The 17,533-nt window shown below is 66.0% G+C and carries 13 protein-coding genes; 7 read left to right on the top strand and 6 right to left on the bottom strand.

Annotation, left to right across the window (positions count from 1 at the left end):
* Positions 1-57 precede the first annotated feature (57 nt).
* Entirely contained in the window at positions 58-279 is a 222-nt protein-coding gene (locus AC0NH5_RS30570; protein ID WP_474410278.1) for a hypothetical protein, read from the top strand.
* A 19-nt stretch (positions 280-298) separates the two neighbouring features.
* On the opposite strand, the gene AC0NH5_RS30565 is transcribed toward AC0NH5_RS30570, so the two are convergent.
* A complete protein-coding gene (locus tag AC0NH5_RS30565) occupies positions 299-532 on the bottom strand; it encodes a hypothetical protein (protein ID WP_474410277.1) in 234 nt (77 codons plus the stop codon).
* Positions 533-789: 257 nt separating this feature from the next.
* Between AC0NH5_RS30565 and AC0NH5_RS30560 the strand changes: the two genes are divergently transcribed.
* A complete protein-coding gene (locus AC0NH5_RS30560; RefSeq protein ID WP_474410275.1) occupies positions 790-3,714 on the top strand; it encodes an NACHT domain-containing protein in 2,925 nt (974 codons plus the stop codon).
* A gap of 228 nt (positions 3,715-3,942) precedes the next feature.
* Here AC0NH5_RS30560 and AC0NH5_RS30555 read toward each other — a convergent pair whose 3' ends face one another.
* Positions 3,943-6,558 carry a tetratricopeptide repeat protein gene (locus tag AC0NH5_RS30555; RefSeq protein ID WP_474410274.1) on the bottom strand — a complete coding sequence of 872 codons (2,616 nt, stop codon included), beginning with the start codon at positions 6,556-6,558 and terminating at the stop codon, positions 3,943-3,945.
* Between the two features lie 228 nt (positions 6,559-6,786).
* Between AC0NH5_RS30555 and AC0NH5_RS30550 the strand changes: the two genes are divergently transcribed.
* Both AC0NH5_RS30550 and AC0NH5_RS30545 read left to right on the top strand, forming a co-directional pair.
* The gene (locus tag AC0NH5_RS30550) at positions 6,787-7,290 is read left to right on the top strand and encodes an RICIN domain-containing protein (RefSeq protein ID WP_474410272.1); all 504 of its coding nucleotides are present in this window, start codon (positions 6,787-6,789) and stop codon (positions 7,288-7,290) included.
* 653 nt (positions 7,291-7,943) lie between these two features.
* The gene (locus tag AC0NH5_RS30545) at positions 7,944-8,414 is read left to right on the top strand and encodes an HD domain-containing protein (RefSeq protein WP_474410332.1); all 471 of its coding nucleotides are present in this window, start codon (positions 7,944-7,946) and stop codon (positions 8,412-8,414) included.
* Here the strand turns inward: AC0NH5_RS30545 and AC0NH5_RS30540 are convergent.
* Together AC0NH5_RS30540 and AC0NH5_RS30535 are read right to left on the bottom strand one after the other, a co-directional pair.
* The gene (locus AC0NH5_RS30540) at positions 8,411-8,539 is read right to left on the bottom strand and encodes a hypothetical protein (protein WP_474410270.1); all 129 of its coding nucleotides are present in this window, start codon (positions 8,537-8,539) and stop codon (positions 8,411-8,413) included. The two genes, AC0NH5_RS30545 and AC0NH5_RS30540, sit on opposite strands and share 4 nt — an antisense overlap.
* Before the next feature lie 96 nt (positions 8,540-8,635).
* Positions 8,636-9,379 carry an HD domain-containing protein gene (locus tag AC0NH5_RS30535; RefSeq protein ID WP_474410268.1) on the bottom strand — a complete coding sequence of 248 codons (744 nt, stop codon included), beginning with the start codon at positions 9,377-9,379 and terminating at the stop codon, positions 8,636-8,638.
* Positions 9,380-9,449: 70 nt separating this feature from the next.
* Here AC0NH5_RS30535 and AC0NH5_RS30530 point away from each other — a divergent pair, with 70 nt between their 5' ends.
* Positions 9,450-10,379 (top strand): LysR family transcriptional regulator, encoded by a 930-nt coding sequence (locus AC0NH5_RS30530; RefSeq protein WP_474410267.1) that lies wholly within the window; start codon positions 9,450-9,452, stop codon positions 10,377-10,379.
* A gap of 559 nt (positions 10,380-10,938) precedes the next feature.
* On the opposite strand, the gene AC0NH5_RS30525 is transcribed toward AC0NH5_RS30530, so the two are convergent.
* The gene (locus tag AC0NH5_RS30525; protein ID WP_474410265.1) at positions 10,939-11,580 is read right to left on the bottom strand and encodes a hypothetical protein; all 642 of its coding nucleotides are present in this window, start codon (positions 11,578-11,580) and stop codon (positions 10,939-10,941) included.
* A 238-nt stretch (positions 11,581-11,818) separates the two neighbouring features.
* Between AC0NH5_RS30525 and fxsT the strand changes: the two genes are divergently transcribed.
* Entirely contained in the window at positions 11,819-14,182 is a 2,364-nt protein-coding gene (gene fxsT, locus AC0NH5_RS30520; protein WP_474410263.1) for an FxSxx-COOH system tetratricopeptide repeat protein, read from the top strand.
* 400 nt (positions 14,183-14,582) lie between these two features.
* Here fxsT and AC0NH5_RS30515 read toward each other — a convergent pair whose 3' ends face one another.
* On the bottom strand, positions 14,583-16,340 hold the full coding sequence (locus AC0NH5_RS30515; protein WP_474410261.1) for a hypothetical protein: 1,758 nt from the start codon (positions 16,338-16,340) through the stop codon (positions 14,583-14,585).
* Positions 16,341-17,188: 848 nt separating this feature from the next.
* On the opposite strand from AC0NH5_RS30515, the gene AC0NH5_RS30510 reads away from it, so the two are divergent.
* A complete protein-coding gene (locus AC0NH5_RS30510; RefSeq protein ID WP_474410259.1) occupies positions 17,189-17,509 on the top strand; it encodes a hypothetical protein in 321 nt (106 codons plus the stop codon).
* Positions 17,510-17,533 lie beyond the last annotated feature (24 nt).

Raw genomic sequence — 17,533 nt, 5'->3', positions numbered from 1 at the left:
ATGTGGGGTGCCGTCTTCCCAGACGCAGGGTGAGGTGCTGCCGATCGACATGTCGAAATGGTCGCCGCGGTTCCAGCTGTTGACGATGACGATGCGATCAGCATCCGGGCAAGCACCGGCAACGGCACGGCCTTCATGGTGGAGGTCATCGCGCCGTCGTGTCCCTTCCCGGTTGCGGTGCCGGCCTGGCACCGGATCTCTGAATGCCGCGGCTTGGTGAGTGGGGACATGACGGTGGAGAATCGGCTGTCCGGCCCGGCCATGGGGAAAGATCCGTAGCGGCCGGCCGGGGTGATGATCAGCCAGCCGGGTGCCGGGCGGCTGGGGTCAGCAGACCCGCGACGACGGCGGCACCGGCCGCGGCGAGCGCCGCCACGAGGAACCCGTCGCGGAAGCCGTCGAGACTGTCGCCCACGAGGCCGGCGGCGGCGACGCTGGAGACGACGGCGGCTCCGATCAAGGCGCCGAAGTTGGGGATAGTGCTCACGATGCCCGAGGCGATGCCGGCCTCGTGCGGGGCGACCTGTCCCAAGGTGGCCCTCCTAACCCCATGCTGGGGCCAACCAAGCCGTCACACCTGTGTGATCTCCGAGTCCCTGGGGCCAAGTCGAGCCGCTGGCCCTACCACGGGTGCTGCTCTCGATCGCCTTCTGCATTGCGTCGCCGAGACTCGGCTCGATCACTCCTTCGCCTGGACCACGGTTCAATACCGCTCTGTCCTCATGCCGACAACTAGTCGATGCCGTGGAGCGGCTGTGCATCGGCGTTGCTTTGCTAGCGTCCGTTGGTGTGACCCGCGGCATCGGCAAATCTTGGAAGTCGCTGGTCGCTGCAGTAGTTCTGACGGCTTCAACCACTGCCGCCTTGGTCTGGATGGCGTCGTTCTTCGAAGACGAGGGACGGGTGAAGTCGGACCAGTGGGCGAGCATTTTCGCCCTCCCGGTTGCCGTTCTGACTCTGGTCGCGCCGCTGATCGCGTATCTGATCCGGCGGGACCGCCCCTCGGATGAACCCCCTGAGTCGGTCTCCGCGGATCGGTTACGCTCTGCCGTCGAGCGTTTGTGGCGACGGGAGATTTCGGCCCGGCAGCTGTTTCTGCCCCATCCGTTGGTGCTGCGATGGACGACCTACCACGACCTGCAACTCGGAGCTCGCAGCAACCGTCATCCAGCGCGAAGTATGGCCGGGTCGCTGATGCCTGACAAACCCGGCCAGCTTCCCGCCGCAGCCATGGCCGATGCTTTTCAGGATCAGCAGATACGCCAGTTGGTCATCCTGGGATCGGCTGGTGCCGGGAAGACTACGGTGGCGATCCTGTTCACGCTTGCCATGATCGATTCCGGTAAGGCCGACGGCGCAGTTCCGGTGATACTCAGCGTCTCCGGCTGGGACCCGGCGACCGGGGAAACCATCGAAGAATGGATCGTGCGTGCGGTGGCCAGTGTCCATCCGCAGGTTTCCGAGCAGGAGTGCCGTCATCTGTTGCATAGTCACCGCTTGGTGATCGTGCTCGACGGTCTCGATGAGGTGGCGGCGGGAACGCGCTGCACGGCACTGGCGCAGCTAGAGCAGTGCGCCGCGGTCGGCCTGCGTACGGTGATCACCACCCGGTTGGAGGAATTCCAAGACTCCGTGCTAGAACACGGGCCTCTCCCCCAGGCCGAGCTGGTCTGCATCGGACCCGTTTACACGGCCGACGCGATCAGCTATCTTACCGCGCGGGAGTTCACCGACAGCGTGCGCTGGACCCGCGTCGCCGACGCCATCCGAGCAGACCCGGCCGGCCCTCTCGCCACAGCCCTGTCCACGCCCTTGATGATTTCGCTGACCCGGCAGGTGTATCAGGACTCCCGCAGCGATCCCAGCGAACTGCTCGACCTGCCTTCCTGGGACGACCCCGCTGCTGCGGAATCCGACGACACCGTCCAAGGCAGGCTGCTGACCCGCTTCCTGCCATCGGTCTACGAATCTCCGGTACGAGCACGACTAGCGGAGAACTGGCTCGCGGCATCGATCCGTTACTTGTCGTCGGGCACCGACGGCGATCCGAACCTGCAGTGGTGGCGTCTTCCGGCGGCGGTCCCCCGAAGGGTGATCGCGCTTCTGCTCATCCTGGCGACAGCCGCCACCGGGGCAGGTATCGGCTTCACCGCAGGTGTGATCTCGAGTGTCACCAACGCCGACGGTCAGTTCCGGTGGTCCAAGCTGTTCGCCTGGGCATTCATCGCGGGCACCGTGGGACTGATGGTCGGGTTACTGACCGGCCTACCGGCAGCCAGGGCCGCACATGCACCGTTATACCCGGAACAGCGGGTCTCCGGTCCGCGAGCGATCGGGACAGGCCTCGCTGAGCTTGTCGTCATCGGGGGAACGCTCTCACTGCTCAGTGGCCTGGTGCTGCTCGCGCTGCTGCCGATCTTCCCCGTACCGGCCGCCCGCACCGCGCAAGCGGTTGTCGGCTGGCTCCAGCAGATCAGCGCCGGCACGACCGACGTGATCGGTCCAAGCCTCCTGGTCTTCTTCGGCCCGCTGATCCTGGTGGTGATCACCAGCGGATTACGTGCCGGGCGAGCCGGTGTGCCGCGGCAAAGCATCCCGAATCTACGGCGATTGCCGGGTCGCTTGGGAGCCGCAGCCGGTGTCGGTCTGCTGCTCGGATCGCCGTGGGCATTGATCGGACTGCTTGGATTCGTGAATCTGAACGTCGGCAAGGGGCTACTACTCACCGCAGTCTGCGCTGGACTGGTTGCGGTCCCTCTCGGGATCGGGCGGTGGCTGAGTTCTCCTGTCGAGGACGTCGACGAGCACACCTCACCGATGTCGGCGTTGGGCAACGATCGTCGTGCGCTGCTGCTGTCGGCGGGCGCCGTCGGTGTCGCTGCCGCCCTGATCATTCTGGTCGTCATGTGGCTGGTGGGCGGTGCGACACCACAGCAATACCTACTGGGCATGTTCATCACGGCAACAGCAGCAGCTGCGACCGTCTTCTTCAGCTCCGGTTCACTGTGGTTGTCCTACACACTCACTGGTGCCTGGCTCGCGCTGCACAGGCAGTTGCCGTGGCGGCTGACGACGTTCCTGAAGGACGCCCACCGACGAGGTGTGCTCCGGCAGATCGGCCCTTCCTATCAGCTCCGGCACGGATTGATCAAGGAGTCTCTGCAGCGTGACCAGGCCGCCGACCAGCCGCTACCGACAGCGCCCCGCCAAGTATGGGGGCGCCGCCGAAGCGCCGTTGTGGCGTCGGCAGCGGCCGTAGCGTTACTTGCCTTTCCGGCGGCCGCGTATGCAATTGTGACCCTTGGACCGGTGGGGGCCAAGTGCCTCATCGGCCATTGGCGGGAAACGTCCAATCGTCAGTACGACTTGAGACTTCGCGCTCTTGTGGTGACAACCGGGCGAAGTATCCGATTCACCGAAGATGGCAGCGGAATTCTATATCTCGACAACGCCGTATCAGAAACGTTCGACCGCAGTCGGGTGTACAGGAGCAGCTATGCAGGAGCCTTCCGATTCCGTTATGAAACGCGAGGTGAGCAGATCATTTACCATGCCGGCACGTCCTCGGCAGTGAGGATTTCCGGCTCCGGCGCACGGCAGCCCGTAATGCTAGTTCTGTCGGACGACGAGTTCCGGTGCGCCGGGGACCAGTTGACGCTGAAGCCAGTTCCGCCGGGGCCGGTCGTTGAACTCGAACTTGAACGCATCGAATAGCCTTCGCGCGCAGGACACGCCTGGTCCTGTAGATGCAGCCTGATCATCCGGCCTTCGACAGTGACGGTGACCGGGCCGACACCTCCCTCGAAAATGAATGTCTGCCGGTCCGGCCCGGAGCTGGCCAGAACGGCAGCCGTGCCGACGGTTGGAAGTTTCAGAGACAGCCACTAAGCGCCGGCTGAGTCCGCGGCAGGCACCTTCCTTCAGGCATCTGGCAAGGGATCACTATTGCTGTCCCGGGCCGGCTGGGGTGACGTCCACAGCGGCGAGATGGGCGCGGATCCGCTCGGTTTCGGGCAGGCCGAGGTCGGTATAGAGGGCGAGGGCGTCCCGGTAGTGCTTGCGTGCGAGGTGAACGTTGCCGAGAGCGTCGTGAGCGTGGCCGAGGCCGGCGTGGGCGCGGGCCTGTTGCTCGCGGTCGCCGATGTCGGCGGCGATGGCGTGGGCTGCGGCATGGTGCATACGGGAGGTGGTCGGCTCGCCTGCGGTTCGGGCGGCTTCGGCGAGGCCGTTCAGTGCCCACGCCTCGCCGTACCCGGAGCCGGTTGCGCGGTAAGTCTTGAGGGCCTGCTGGTGGCATTCGGTGGCCCGGTCCGGTTGTCCGAGGCGGGTGTGGAGGGTGCCGATGCTGTCCAGCACGCGGGATTCACCGGTGTGGTGGCCGAGTTGCCGGAACAGGGTCAGGGCCTGGCGAAGATGGTCGCCGGCCGGCCCTGCCTGACCCGACCGCATTTCAACATCGCCGAGGCTGCCCAGTGTGTTGGCCTCGCCGGTACGGTCGCCGGACTGACGGAACAGGGCCAGGGCCAGCGCATAGTGATCGGCAGCTGCCCGGTAACGACCCAACCGCCCTTCGACGTCGCCGAGGAAGATCAGCGTGTTCGCCTCGCCGATCCGGTTCCCCACCCGCCGGTGCAGCACCAGCGCTGGCCGGTAATAGTCGACGGCCTTCGGGAAACGGCCCAACTGTGCCTCGATGCCGCCGAGGGTGGTCAGGGCGCGGGCTTGTCCGCCTGGATCGTCGGCGCGCCGGAAGAGTTCCAAGGCGCGCTGCGGGTACTCGATGGCAGGTGCGGGACCCCTGAGCCGCCAATGGCTGAGACCAAGGTCGATCAAGGCGTGGGCTTCCCCGGTCAGGTCGCCGTTGTGGCGGGCGGCGTGTTCGGCCTGGCCGTGCACAGTGACGGCGTCGGTGTCGTGGCCGCTGGAAAGGTAGCGGTACAGGGTGCGAGCGAGCCGGATGGTGTGCGCTGGCCATCCTTGGGTGGCGGTGTGCTCGGCGACGGCGACCAGGGTGGGCCGTTCGGCCTCCAGCCAGGCGAGGGCGGTACCCGGACGGGTCAGGCCTAGGGTGCCAGTGCTGGTGTGAGGGATCCGGGGGCGAAGGGATGCTTCCGCGGGGTGCAGGGTGTCCATCGCGGTGGCGGCAGCGGCGAGGTAGTGGTCGAACAGCCGCGTCAGGGCGGCACGGCGTTCGGGTGGCGAGTCTTCATCGTGGGCCCGGGTGGTGGCGTAGGCGTGGACGAGGTCGTGAAAGGTGTAACGGCCGGGTGCTGTCTGCTGCAGTAGGTGGTTCTGGTTCAGGTGGTGCAAGATCGCCGCAGTGGTGGTCGGGTCGGTGTCGGCGAGAGCCGCGGCGGTGTAGAGGTCGAAGTCCTGTCCGGGGTGCAGGGCGAGCAGGCGCAGCAGCCGTTGCTGGGCTGCGGGCAGGTGTTGGTAGGACAGGGCGAGGGCGAGTTCGACGCCGGTGTCCAGGCGCCGGTGATGGTGGCGTTCGTCCAGCCGGTCGGCGTGGTCGGTCAGCGTCCACCCGGGTGTGTTGCGGATGTGCTCGATGATCAGGCTCAGCGCCAGGGGTAGGTAGCCGCAGCGCCGGGCGATCCTGGCCGCGGCGCGCGGATCCGCGCCGACGGGAACCCCGGGTACGGCCTGCGTGAGGAACGCCAAGGCCTCATCGGGGGTGAACACGTCCACGAACAGGTGCGTCGCGGGGTGCAGGCCGGTCAGGCGGCGCCGGCTGGTGACCATGGTGAGACAGCCCGGTATGGCCGGTAGCAACGGGCGGACCTGCTCGACGGCGGCGGCGTTGTCCAGCACCACCAGGGCGCGGGTGCCGGCGAGGCGATCGCGGTAGGCGGCAACCCGCGCGGCGAGCCTGTGGGGGATCTGCTGACCGGGCATCCCGAGCAGGCGCAGAAACCCGTCCAGGACGGCTGCGGGGTCGGCCGGCGGCTGGGCCGGGTCGGGATCGAAGCCGCGCAGGTTGACGAACAACACCCGCTCGAACGGCTGCTGCTGGTGCAACAGGTGTCCGGCATGCACGGCCAGCTGGGTCTTCCCGACCCCGGCCATCCCCTCGATCGCGGAGATCACCACCGCGTTCCCGGCCTGTGCCGCGTGGCGGAGCCGGTCGAGTTCGGCGGTGCGGCCGGTGAACCGAGCCAGATCGGGCGGCAGGCTGTCCTGCACCCGCACCTGGGACACCGCCTCGATCTCCCCGCCCACGACACGCAACGCGTTGCGCCACTGCATCACATACCCGGTGTCGGGGTGCAGCGCCTCGACCACAGCGAGCACCAGGTCGGTGTCCAGGCGACGCCGGCCGGGACGGAAGCAATACGCGACGGTGGACTTGCCCGTCAGTTCGCCGGCTGGCCTTCCGGCTGCAGTCCAGGCCGTGTTGACCCGGTCTTTGATCGTCTCGTAGGAAGGGTCACCGGCCCAGATCTTCAGCCGGCGCAGGCGCTCGACAAGATCTCCGAGGCTACCGGCCTGCGCTGGATCAGGCAGCGCCGCAAACGCATCTCTCGGCGCGGTCACCGGATCCCCTGGCAGCGGCATCGTCTACTCCGTGATCGATAGACGTCTTTGTGTTCGCAGGCTAGCGACCTCTCCACCCAACGGTCGTCGCCTAACAGACAGTCCACGCCATCCGCTCCGTAGTGGACCCGTCAGTGCAGCCAGGACCCGGCGTCCGAATTCGTCCGAACTCCACCCTCGCCAGGAATCGGCTCCGGACACTCAAGAGCCAGCGCACAACCGCACGTCACTCCACAGTAAGGAGAAACGATGAAGAGGCTCAGAGTGATCAAAGTAGTGGCGGCTGCCCTGCTGATGACGGCTGCGACTCTACTGGGACCGACCGCGCCGACGGCAGCCGCTGCGGCATCGGTGACCATCCGCAATGCCAGCAGTGCGGACTGTCTGGACCAGCACTTCAACGCCGGTAACCAGCCAACTACCACCATCTACTCCTGGCCGGACCCGTGCCACTACATCGGCAATCAGCAGTGGACATGGGTGCATGTCGGCGGCAATTCCTACCGGGCGATCAATTACCGCAGCGGCTGGTGCTTGTCCGCACCGAACGGAAGCGGCAGTAGGGTGTACGCAGAGTACTGCGTCAACCCGCTGCCGAATAAGCAGAAGTGGACACCGTTTGCCACCCCTTACGGCACGAACGTGCTGGTCAACGCAGCCTCGGGCCAGTGCATGCGGCAGGGTCCCGGTGCCGACGTGTACGTAGCGCCGTGTAACCAGGACGTGTCATCCCAACGCTGGTGGTGGAGCTGAGAAGCGGCTCCAGCCCACTGCGCGGCGGTGACGTCGTCTGTTAGCCACGTGGAGAGGTCTCTCGTCAGCCCGAGAGGCCTTCTCCGCACAGTTGCACCTAATGCTTGACCTACCCGCGCGAGTCTCCGCTGCGGTCTCGTTCGTTACACGATGCTCAGTCCGTCCCGTCCCGTCCGGACCGGGTTGAGCGCCTCTGGGTGCCGTGCAAGGCGTAGCCCGGGGACCGGTCGAGGACCATGACTCGCCAGGCCGAGGACGAGGAGGGTGTGCACGCGCTGAGCAGCAACACCAGAGGCACGAGGCCGCTCAATGCGGTACCGACAGCGCGGCGCACCGAAATCGACGGAGCAAGGGGTGAATCGTCCATGCGGTCAGGCACCACCCTTCACTCGCTGATTGCCTCCAGGCCAGCCCTGCTCAGGGGTGACCCCGGTGTTCGCACGTCGCTGGCGGGACTGCTCGATAGGCTCGCCTCCACGACGGACCTGAGCCGATCCGAGCGCACTCAACTCGCCGGGCTTCAGTACGCGCTACGCATCGCCGGCCGATAGAAGGGAGCTCAGGTGCCAGAAGACGTCGAAGCAGTCGCCGCATTCGCGTACGTGCTCGGATTGTTGAAACGTCTCCGCCGCACCGGCTGATGGCATGTCGGAATCCGCGACCCCGAGTCCGTCGCCGAGCACACCATGCGAACCGCCCAGGTGGCGGCTCTGATCGCGGCGGAGGAAGGCGCCGATCCGGCCCGCGCGGCGTCCCTCGCGCTATGGCACGACACGCAGGAAACCCGCACTGGGGATCTACCCCACACTGCGTCTGCCTACCTGACAAAGCCCAATCCTCGCCAGATAACCGCTGACCAGACCGCGCATCTGCCCGACCGCTCCCGCGAGATGGTCCGCACCGCCGTCGACGAGTACGAATCCCGCCAGACCCTCGAAGCTCAATGTGCCAAGGACGCCGACAAGCTGGAGATGCTGCTCCAAGCCATCGAATACCGCGACATCGGCGTGCGCCGAGTCGACGGCTGGATCAACTCCGCGCGCAAGGAACTCAAAACAGAGACGGCGCAGCGGATCGCTGAAGCCGCAATAGCTCTGTCCCCGCTTGCATGGCGTGATCGTTAGACGCTCCCTGTAGCCAGCGCATGCTGCGCGGCGGTGGCCGGCTCAAGGAAGGCGTACGCGGATAATTCGTCGGCAGGAAGCTGCAGCGGGGTGGCGGCCGTGATTTCGCCTGCATCGAAGGTCATGCTCATGAGTGCGCGTGGCCCGGGCCCCGGCGGGCGGCGCCAGTGGCGCGGTAACTGGCGTAGACCGCCTGTTGATTTGTTCGGACCGACTTTTCGTCAGGCGGCGAGGATGGCGGTGAACCGTTGCTGGGCGAGGTCGAACTGGTCGTGGATGTGGGTTTTGACGTCGGCGGCCAGAGGTGTGTCGGAGCGGTCCAGGAAGCCGCGGAGGATGGGGACGGCCGCGTTGTATTTGCGGGCGGAGCGGGCTACCAGCGGGCCGGCGGAGTGGATGATGCCGACGCCGTTGTCGGTGAAATCGGACAGCTTGATCACCCGCGCCCAGGGGTCGGTGTGCAGTGACCGGATCAGGTGGTCGGTGTAGTGGCGGATGCGGTCGGCGCCGGGCGGGCACGGCGAGGTGGTGACCGCGGCGACCAGGGCGGCGACCCGCGGGTTGTACCGTGCCGCGATGGCCTGGATCGCGGGTGCGGTCGGTGGTGGACCGTGCCGGGGTGAGCCGATGATGGCCCACGGCTGGTCCTCGACCGTGTCGTGCAGCAGGGCGGCGATCAGGACGTCCGGGTCGGCGATCCGGTATCGGCAGAGGATGCGCAGGGTCACCCGGAGCGGGTGGTTGATGTACGGCTCGCGGCTGCGGCGTTGCCCGCTGTGCAGGTGGCCGGCCCAGGCGCAGGCGTCGGCGACGGCGGCTTGGTGGGTCGTCGGGAGCCGGTCGAGTTCGAGCAGGAGCCGGCGTTGCAGGCCGGGCTCGCCGTAGACCTCGGTGACGGCGTGCAAGGGCATCACTCGGAGCTGAGCTGCGGATATCTGGCTGACGTGCGTGTGGCCGGTGGTCATGCATCGATGATTGCCGCTCGACGATCATCAGCGGAACTATGTTGTTGCGTACCGGCTATAGGGTTGTTCTATGAATGGTCTGCGGGTGTCGTCCGACGCGCTGGCCGCGTTCGCGGTCTTCGCCGACCACCTGAACATGACCCGCGCGGCGCGACAGCTGCACATCAGCCAGCCGTCGCTGCACTCGAAGCTGGGGACTCTGGCCCGGGAGCTGGGCCGGCCGCTCTACCAGCGGGCCGGGCGGCGCCTGGAACTCACCCCGGACGGCGAACGCGTCGCCCGGTTCGCCCGCGAGCATCAGGACCGGCTGGAGCTGTTCGTCAACGAGCTGCGCGGTGTGCCGGCCGACCGGCCGCTGGTGATCGCGTCCGCGCACACGGCGTTCCTCTACCTGCTGGGGGACACGATCCGCGGCATGCTCAGCGAGCGGCCGAGCAGCATCAGACCGCTGCACACCAACCGGGAGCAGACGCAGCAGGCGGTCCGGACCGGCCGGGCCCATCTCGGCGTGTTCAGCTTCCACGTGCTGCCGGCGGACCTGGTCACGGCGCCGATCGCCACCTATCCGCAGGCGCTGCTCATGCCGGCGGACCATCCGCTGGCCGCCCGGCGCAGCCTGCGCCTGCGGGACCTGGCCGGAACGGAACTGATCGTGCCGCCGCCGACCCGGCCGCACCGCGTCAACCTGGAACGGGCACTCACCGACGCCGGTGTCGGCTGGACCGTTGCGGTCGAAGCCGAAGGCCTGCCGATGACGTTGCGGTTCGCCGAGCTCGGCGTCGGGCTGGCAGTGGTCGCCGGCTGCGTCGAACCGGCCGCCGGGCTCACCGCGCGCCCGATCACCGACTTGCCGAAAGTCACCTTCTACGCCGTCCACCGTCCCGGCGCCCTCGACGACCCCCGCGTCGCCGAACTGCTCACCCGGATCCGTGCCGACGTTCCCGGCGCGGCTACCACCCCTGTCCGTGACACCAGATCAACGGGCAAGCGACGACCATGAGTTCAAGCCGCCCTCATCGATGCCGCGACGAAGCCGCCCCGGGTTCGTTCACCGACTTCGACCTGCCCTACTGCTTGACCGGCCTCAGTTCGTATCTGCTCCACCACCTGCCCGGCAGCAAAGAGCTGACCGTGTGCTCGAGCAGTCGTCGCGCTCACCCCCGACCGGCGGCACGCAACAACCGTCCCCGGCTGGTAGGTCGACACAGACCCGGACACCGCCGTGCCGGGCACCGGGCGGCCACGCAAGCAACGCGTAAGGCACACGGGGCCGCCGGCATGCTCGCCCTACCCGCGCGGGCAATCCTGCGCAGGCGCCAGGTCGACGGTCGCATCGACGCGATCCACCGACTGCTCGACTGGTTCGACCGGTGGCAGTACGACACCGGAGCCGGCCCGGCCTGGCCACCATGGATCACCCTGCAGGACAGTTGGTCAGTCCGCGTCAGGGAACGGACCGATGTGCCCATCGGCAATGCCGGCCAACGCGGCGATCATCCGTTCGAGGTCCCATCGAAGATCGAGGATGGGCCGCAGACCCCACTGTTTGTAAATCTCGCTCAGGCGTCGAGGAAGAGGCGCATGGTCCTGGCCGGGGCGGGGACTGCCACAATTCTGCTGGGTGAGGCGATCGTGAAGTCGCCGATGTGCCGGCACTCCTGCTCCGACCAGAACTCCTTACGAGCCTTCGTCGTCGGGCCCATTTGCTCGAAGAACGGGGTGACTCGGAAGAGCGGCCAGACCGGATCCGTGCGCAGCGCCTCCAGATCGACCTTGCCGCCGGCGGCATACTGAATAAACCCTTTGATCATCTTGTTAATCGCTGTGATCGGCCAATCGTCCCCGCGGCGGGTGATGTCGGAGTACCAGACTGGATTGAAGCCGTTCTTACGGGCCGCGGTCTTGGTGATCGCCAGCCCGTACGGCTCGAAACGAACCTGCCGCCTCTCGATGTCTTCCAGCATCATCCAGGTGTGCTCCAGCAGGGCCTCGGTGAAGCACACGGCCTTTGGGGTCGCGATGTCCTTCAGGATGTGTTCGTAGGCGGCGGCGGGACCGAACGCGGTACGAGCTTGGACGACCTGCTGCTCCGCGATAGTGAGAAGGTTCTCGCGCGCGGTCACCTTTCCGTTGTTCCTGGTCAGGTGCACCAGAAAAGTCGACAGATCGGTCCGACGATGTAGAAGTTCTTCGATCGCCATCTGTACACAGTGCACCACGGATCGTGATCGACCTGCTACTGCGTTGCCGGACGCAGAATCCCGACAGTGCTCTCGCCCTAGGCGCTTCGAGATGCTCGGCCCACTCCGTGTTGTTCGTGAGTATCAAAAGTCGCCAGACTAGCCACAACACCCATAACGGGCACGGCGCTCACCGATGCCATGCGCACAGCAGATGTGGTTTCGTGTAAATGAACCGCGATGGTGAGGCGGAGGGTTGATGCACGCGATTCGCTGGTGGTTCGCCGTGAGCATGTCCGCGCTCGGCTTCGCCGTGACATGGCTGCTCGCTGACCTGGCCCAGTTGGACACTCAATCCGCAGTCGGTGTTGCAACGGTGGCGGCCACCCTTATCCTCGCACCGCTCGCAGGGTTCGCGTCCACAAGTAAGCAGCCCTCGCAGGCACTTGGAACCGCTCAGCTGACGCAGCCAGATGAAGCCCCTTCGCGGCCTGAGGAAGGGGGCCACTACCCGCCGATAGTGCAAGCGCAGTTGGTGGTGGGGGACATTCCGATGGAGGCCGTCGCTTGGCAGGAACGCATCCAGTTGCTGGACCGCCTTGCGATGCTCGCAGCAAGCGGACGGCCGGCGGTGGTATGCGCTGTAACCGGTCAGCGCGGCATCGGCAAGACACAACTCGCAGCGGCCTACGCCCGGCAGCGGGCCACGGACGGCTGGCCGGTCGTGGCATGGGTACCGGCTGACAACGAGCTTTCGATATTGACCGGACTCGACCAGCTGGCTGCGGTAGTCGGGGTGCGCCAGCCAGCGTCCGACGCGGCCAACGGGGCGGCCAAAGCATTGGCTTGGCTGCGGGTGCACCCGGGGCCGTGCCTGCTGATCTATGACAATGCAGTCGACCCCGAACTGATCCGGCGGTTCATCCCTACAGTCGGTGCCGTTCAGACTGTCATCACTACCACAGAGCTGCAGTTCGCGAATATGGGCGTCACCATCGACGTGGGCGTTTTCACCGCAGCTGAAGCAATGGCGTACCTGCGAGAGCGAACCGGAATCGTCGACGACGCTGGCACGCGAGCCGTTGCTGAACACCTGGGCTACCTGCCCGTGGCGTTGTCCCAAGCCGGCGCCGTAATCGGCTACGGCCGTCGATTTGCCAACTGTCGGTCCTACCTTCTCCGTCTGGATCAGGTACCCATCAGTGAGATGCTGCATCGGCCAGCCGGTGATCCCTATCCACGCGGCGCCGCCGAAGCAATCGTCGTTGGCCTCGACGATCTGGCTACGGACGATGCAGCCGGTAGCGCCCGCTCTTTGCTTGACCAGCTCGCTGTCCTGGCGCCCAGCGGCGTGGGGGCGGCTCTACTCAACCGCCTGGCCAGCCCATCGGGCGGCTGCAGTAATGACGCGGTGGAGGTAGTCGCCGTACTCGCGCAACGCTCCCTAACAATGCCGACACTTGATCAACAGCGGACCATCGTGCATCGCCTGATCCAACGCGTGGTCCGCGACCGAGCGCGTCAGATCGGTAGCCTCGACGCAGCCGTTATCAGGGCGGCGGAAGCCATCGACGCCGCGGCTCGGCACGCCTCCCGACGCTGGCAGGACCGAGGCGATCTCAGTGAATGCGCCGAACACGCCATGGCGTTGAGGCAACACGCTTCCACAAGAAGCGCTCAGACCGTGGTCGCACGATCCCTTGGCATTCTGCTGTCCATGAACAACAACGCACACAACTGGACCACCAGTGTTGCAATCGGGCCCACGGTGATCACCGACTGCCAGCGATTGCTAGGCCCATCTCATTTGCACACCCTGGACTCGCGTAACAGCCTCGCCGCCGCCTACCACGCGGTGGGGCAGCTAGATGAGGCAATCGCGCTGCACAGCCAGACGCTGGCCGAACGAGAGCAGATACTCGGACCACGTCATCCGGAAACGTTGACCTCTCGCAACAATCTCGCTGTGGCCTACCGTGCCAAGGGCCGGCTGAATGAGGCAATCGCGCTGCACAGCCAGACGCTGGCCGACCGAGAACAGGTGCTCGGCCGAGATCACCCCGACACCCTCACCTCCCGCAACAACCTTGCGTACGCCTACCGCGCCGTTGGGCGGCTGGAGGAAGCAATCGCGGTGTACAGCCACACCCTGGCCGACCGAGAGCGGGTCCTCGGCCGAGACCACCCTGACACGCTCTTCTCGCGCAACGGCCTCGCCGGCGCCTATCGGGGAGTAGGCCGGGTAGACGAAGCAATTGCGTTACTCACCCAGACGATGGCGGACAGAAGGCGAGTGCTCGGCTCTGACCACCCCGACACACTCCTTACACAGAACAACCTCGCGTTCTCATACCAGGCCGCGGGCCGGCTGAACGAGGCAATCGCGCTCTACAGCCTTACTCTGGCTGACCGTGAGCGAGTGCTCGGTCAGGACCACCCCGACACACTTCTCACTCGCAACAACCTCGCTGGCGCCTACCAAGCGGTGGGGCGACAGCACGAGGCCATCGAGCTCCACACCCGCACCGTAGCCGACTACGACCGGGTGCTTGGCCCTGACCATCCAGACACCGTACGTGCGAGGAATGACCTTGCTGACGCCCAACGCGAGACACGGCAATAAGCGCGGCCAGGCCGCCACGGGACATACGAGCTCGCGCTCCGGTTGAGCTGTCGTTAGTCAATCACCACCCTCATCACCGGCGACCTACCCCCGGCGCAGGCAACGCGCGTTGCGCAGCTCTGGACGATCGACCGCGCTCGCAACCTGGAGCTGCTGCCCGGCGTTGCACGGGCAGCTGACCCGCACCGATCCGACCGATGTCATAGCCTGGGCCAGTTCGCCCACTGGGGCGGTTAACCGAAGGGTGCAGCGCCTTTTGCCGACGTGCTTTCGGCGAGGTCAGGATTGCCATACACCAACAACGGAGCCGACCGAACCCATCCGGCCATGGTTGCGCCGACCATCCCACTAGCCGAAACACCGTACATCTAGATCAGAAGTCTGAGGCGCCGATGGCGTCTCAACCGGACGGCATAGTCTGTCGAGGTTTGGCGTAGCGGCCTTCAACGTGGATGCGAACACGTTCCCGCATGAGGTAGACGACGAAGGTCGCAAGGATGCCGAGGAGATACGGAAACGCCGGCCACTGGCCCGCTCGGTACAGTAGGTGGCCAGGTGCACTGCGCAGGACCCAGGAAAGTGTGCGAACGCGGATCTCACCGGCGTTGTCGCTCACCGGGATGTCCACCACGAACTGTTCCTGCTTACCCGCCAGCGTCGGACCGATGCCGGACGCAGCAGGGTAGGTCTCCACGATCATCCCCTTGGGCGCCCGGATCGTGGCGCGGGACTCGCCGGCCCGAGGCGTTAAGCGAAGAAAGGCCGAATTGAACTCGCTCAGCGTGATGCCCCCGATAGAGAAGCTGTTGATCCGTCCACCGAAGACAGGAACGTCGCTCGCGTAGTACGTGGAACGACTGAACCTGGGGTCACCGTCGAGCACGTCCTGCAGTTCCCAACCTTCGACTTTGAGGGCTTTCCGGACCTGATCGGTGACCAGGGCGTCGACAATCCTGCTGATGCCAGGACACAGTGCAACGAGGCAGCGGGCAGTAGCGTCGTCGACGCTCATCACCTCTTGCACTTCGTTGACGGCGCTCACGCTGTCTTCCTTGCGCAATGCTGCCAGTGTCTCCTCAAGTGTGAGGTTCCGGGCCATGTATGGCTCGTCGTTCGACCAGGGTGAAAGATCGCCTACCCACCCCTGCTCCACGAACGATCGCAGTTTCGCCCGGGCCGCCTCGTCAAGCCGCCAACGCTCCGCCGTGCGCCAGTAGCCGTCGCTGTAGTACGCCTCCATCTCAAACGGCACGCTGACCATGACGGGTTCCCCTTCCGCTGGAGTAGCACCGCTGTCGACTACCACATGCGTATACGCGAGTACGGAAAGCAGAAGGGTTCCTGCCAAGCACAAGCAGGCCGTCTGAGCAGCGACGCGAAGGCGCCGGCGCCCGGTTCCTGGTGAGACCGTCGCGCAGAAGCCGACGAGGCACATGGCCGCGAGGGCAAGCACGACGGATATCACGACCAGGTACAGCGTCGTCGCGATTCCGGTGCCGGGCAGTGTGCCGAACACAGCCGCAAGGACGGCGTATGACGTCATGGGTGCCAAGGTCAGCAAGACCGGCCCGGTCCGCCCCCGTGTCACCGTCAATGCGTGCCCGCCGGCCAGCGAGCCCAGATGCCCTGCGGCCGCAACCAGCACGAGGAGCAGTGGATGCATTCCCACCTGGCCAGCGGCCGGCTCGGAGAATGCAGCCGTATAGGCGATGATGGCCACCATGTAGACCGCGGTCGTGAGAGTGGAGACCGCTGCAGTCCACACCCACATCGAGCCCGCGAGCGATCGGTATGAGCGGGTCGCTAGGCCTGGGATAACGACGACGCCGACGATGCAGTAGACGAGTAGGACCATGTGCTGACGGGCGAATGACGGGTCCTGGGGGTCCAGGTCCCTCCAGCGAAGCCAGGCCTGGCCGACGAAGATCACCGTCACCCATAGGCTCCAGCCGATCCAATAGGGCGCCATCCGCCGCTGCCGCCAGATGGGAGTGACTGCCAGACCAGCCAGGCAGCCACTGATGAGGGCATAGGAAGCGTGTTGGCCCCCTGCGAACAGCCCGATCGTGAGGAGCAGGATGCCGCCCGCGATAGACCAGCGCGCGAGACGAGTCCTCGCCCACGGGTTTGCACCGTGCATCATGACTGCATTCGACACATCGACAAGGTTCGCTCACGGGAGCTGGTCCGTCGATACGGCTACTGGAGGACATGTGGCAACAATTGGACTTCAGCGTCGCTACGACGTACTGCCTTCATGACCGGCTAGGGGATTGCCGTTCGCAGTAGTCGACACGAGTTCGCCGCCACAGCTACCGGCCGCTGTCGACAGCGCCATGAGTTCGTTCGTGCCAGTGATCGGACCACCTGCCGGGAGGTGATCCCCGGCTCGGCGAGCCACACACGGTGAGGCAACGGCAGAGTGCCAGGCGTGAACCACCAGATAGACAGGCACAGACGCAGAAGGGCTGCCGGGCCATGCTGGCGAACGTGGTTGGCGCCGGACGGGACGAGGCATGCCCGCACTGTGGTGAGGTGCTGCTGCTCGTGGGATTCATGCTCTGCCTTCGTGCCAGTGACCAGAGACGGGTCTGTCGAACACCAACGCTGCGCAGGCAGGGCCGGCCCATCGCAGCGTTGGAAGTCTGCGAAGCAGCCTCGCCGCCGATCCGCATCAAGCTCACGTGCACATCGAGCATGCAGAGACGTTGCTGGCTCTGTTGCGCAACGACAATGCGCTCGCCGCCGCGGAGCAAGCCGTCCGTCTGGCGCCGAACCGGTCGTCCAGTTACCAGATCCTGGCGCAAGCCCTCGTCATGGAGCAGCGCTACCCCGAAGCCCGAGTCGCTGCTGACCACGCTGTGGCGCTGGAACTTCGATCAGTACCCGCGTTGGTGATGGCAGCGAACGTGGACCGGCTCTGGTCAGTACGACGACGCCAGCCGGACGGTACGCGCTGCGCTCGCCATCGACCCGCAGGACTACGACGCCCGCTGGCTCCTTGCCATGATCGACGCTGAACATCTCCGGACCCGCCGCTCCCTACGCTTGCTGGGCGGCCTTGCCCGTGAACGCCCCGCCGAGCCGAACGCGATGGCGATGACCTGGCCCATCCGGCACCTGATGGCCACCCTGAAACGGTGGTTGGCCAGGGCGGTGACTCTCACGCTGGCGGCAGCGCTCATCGCGAACTGGTGGACGCCGGCGATGCTGCCCAGCCGGGTGCTCGCCGGGTTGTGTGCGGTTGCGGTCACCGGTTACATGCCGCTGGTCCTGATGCCAGCAGGGCGGACTCCGTGGCGATGTCTGCAGTCATGCCGCCGCTGATGGGACGAGCCGCCTACGCAGGCG

Source organism: Actinoplanes sp. 13 (genome assembly GCF_056134165.1).
This window is presented reverse-complemented; position numbering and strand designations above follow the sequence as displayed.

What these genes read in the sequence shown, in the direction of transcription:
- AC0NH5_RS30525 (WP_474410265.1), bottom strand. Translation starts at nt 11,580, where the DNA reads ATGGCGATCGAAGAACTTCTACATCGTCGGACCGATCTGTCGACTTTT.
- AC0NH5_RS30510 (WP_474410259.1), top strand. Translation starts at nt 17,189, where the DNA reads ATGATCGACGCTGAACATCTCCGGACCCGCCGCTCCCTACGCTTGCTG.
- AC0NH5_RS30530 (WP_474410267.1), top strand. Translation starts at nt 9,450, where the DNA reads ATGAATGGTCTGCGGGTGTCGTCCGACGCGCTGGCCGCGTTCGCGGTC.
- fxsT (WP_474410263.1), top strand. Translation starts at nt 11,819, where the DNA reads ATGCACGCGATTCGCTGGTGGTTCGCCGTGAGCATGTCCGCGCTCGGC.
- AC0NH5_RS30555 (WP_474410274.1), bottom strand. Translation starts at nt 6,558, where the DNA reads ATGCCGCTGCCAGGGGATCCGGTGACCGCGCCGAGAGATGCGTTTGCG.
- AC0NH5_RS30540 (WP_474410270.1), bottom strand. Translation starts at nt 8,539, where the DNA reads ATGACCTTCGATGCAGGCGAAATCACGGCCGCCACCCCGCTGCAGCTT.
- AC0NH5_RS30570 (WP_474410278.1), top strand. Translation starts at nt 58, where the DNA reads ATGGTCGCCGCGGTTCCAGCTGTTGACGATGACGATGCGATCAGCATC.
- AC0NH5_RS30535 (WP_474410268.1), bottom strand. Translation starts at nt 9,379, where the DNA reads ATGACCACCGGCCACACGCACGTCAGCCAGATATCCGCAGCTCAGCTC.
- AC0NH5_RS30550 (WP_474410272.1), top strand. Translation starts at nt 6,787, where the DNA reads ATGAAGAGGCTCAGAGTGATCAAAGTAGTGGCGGCTGCCCTGCTGATG.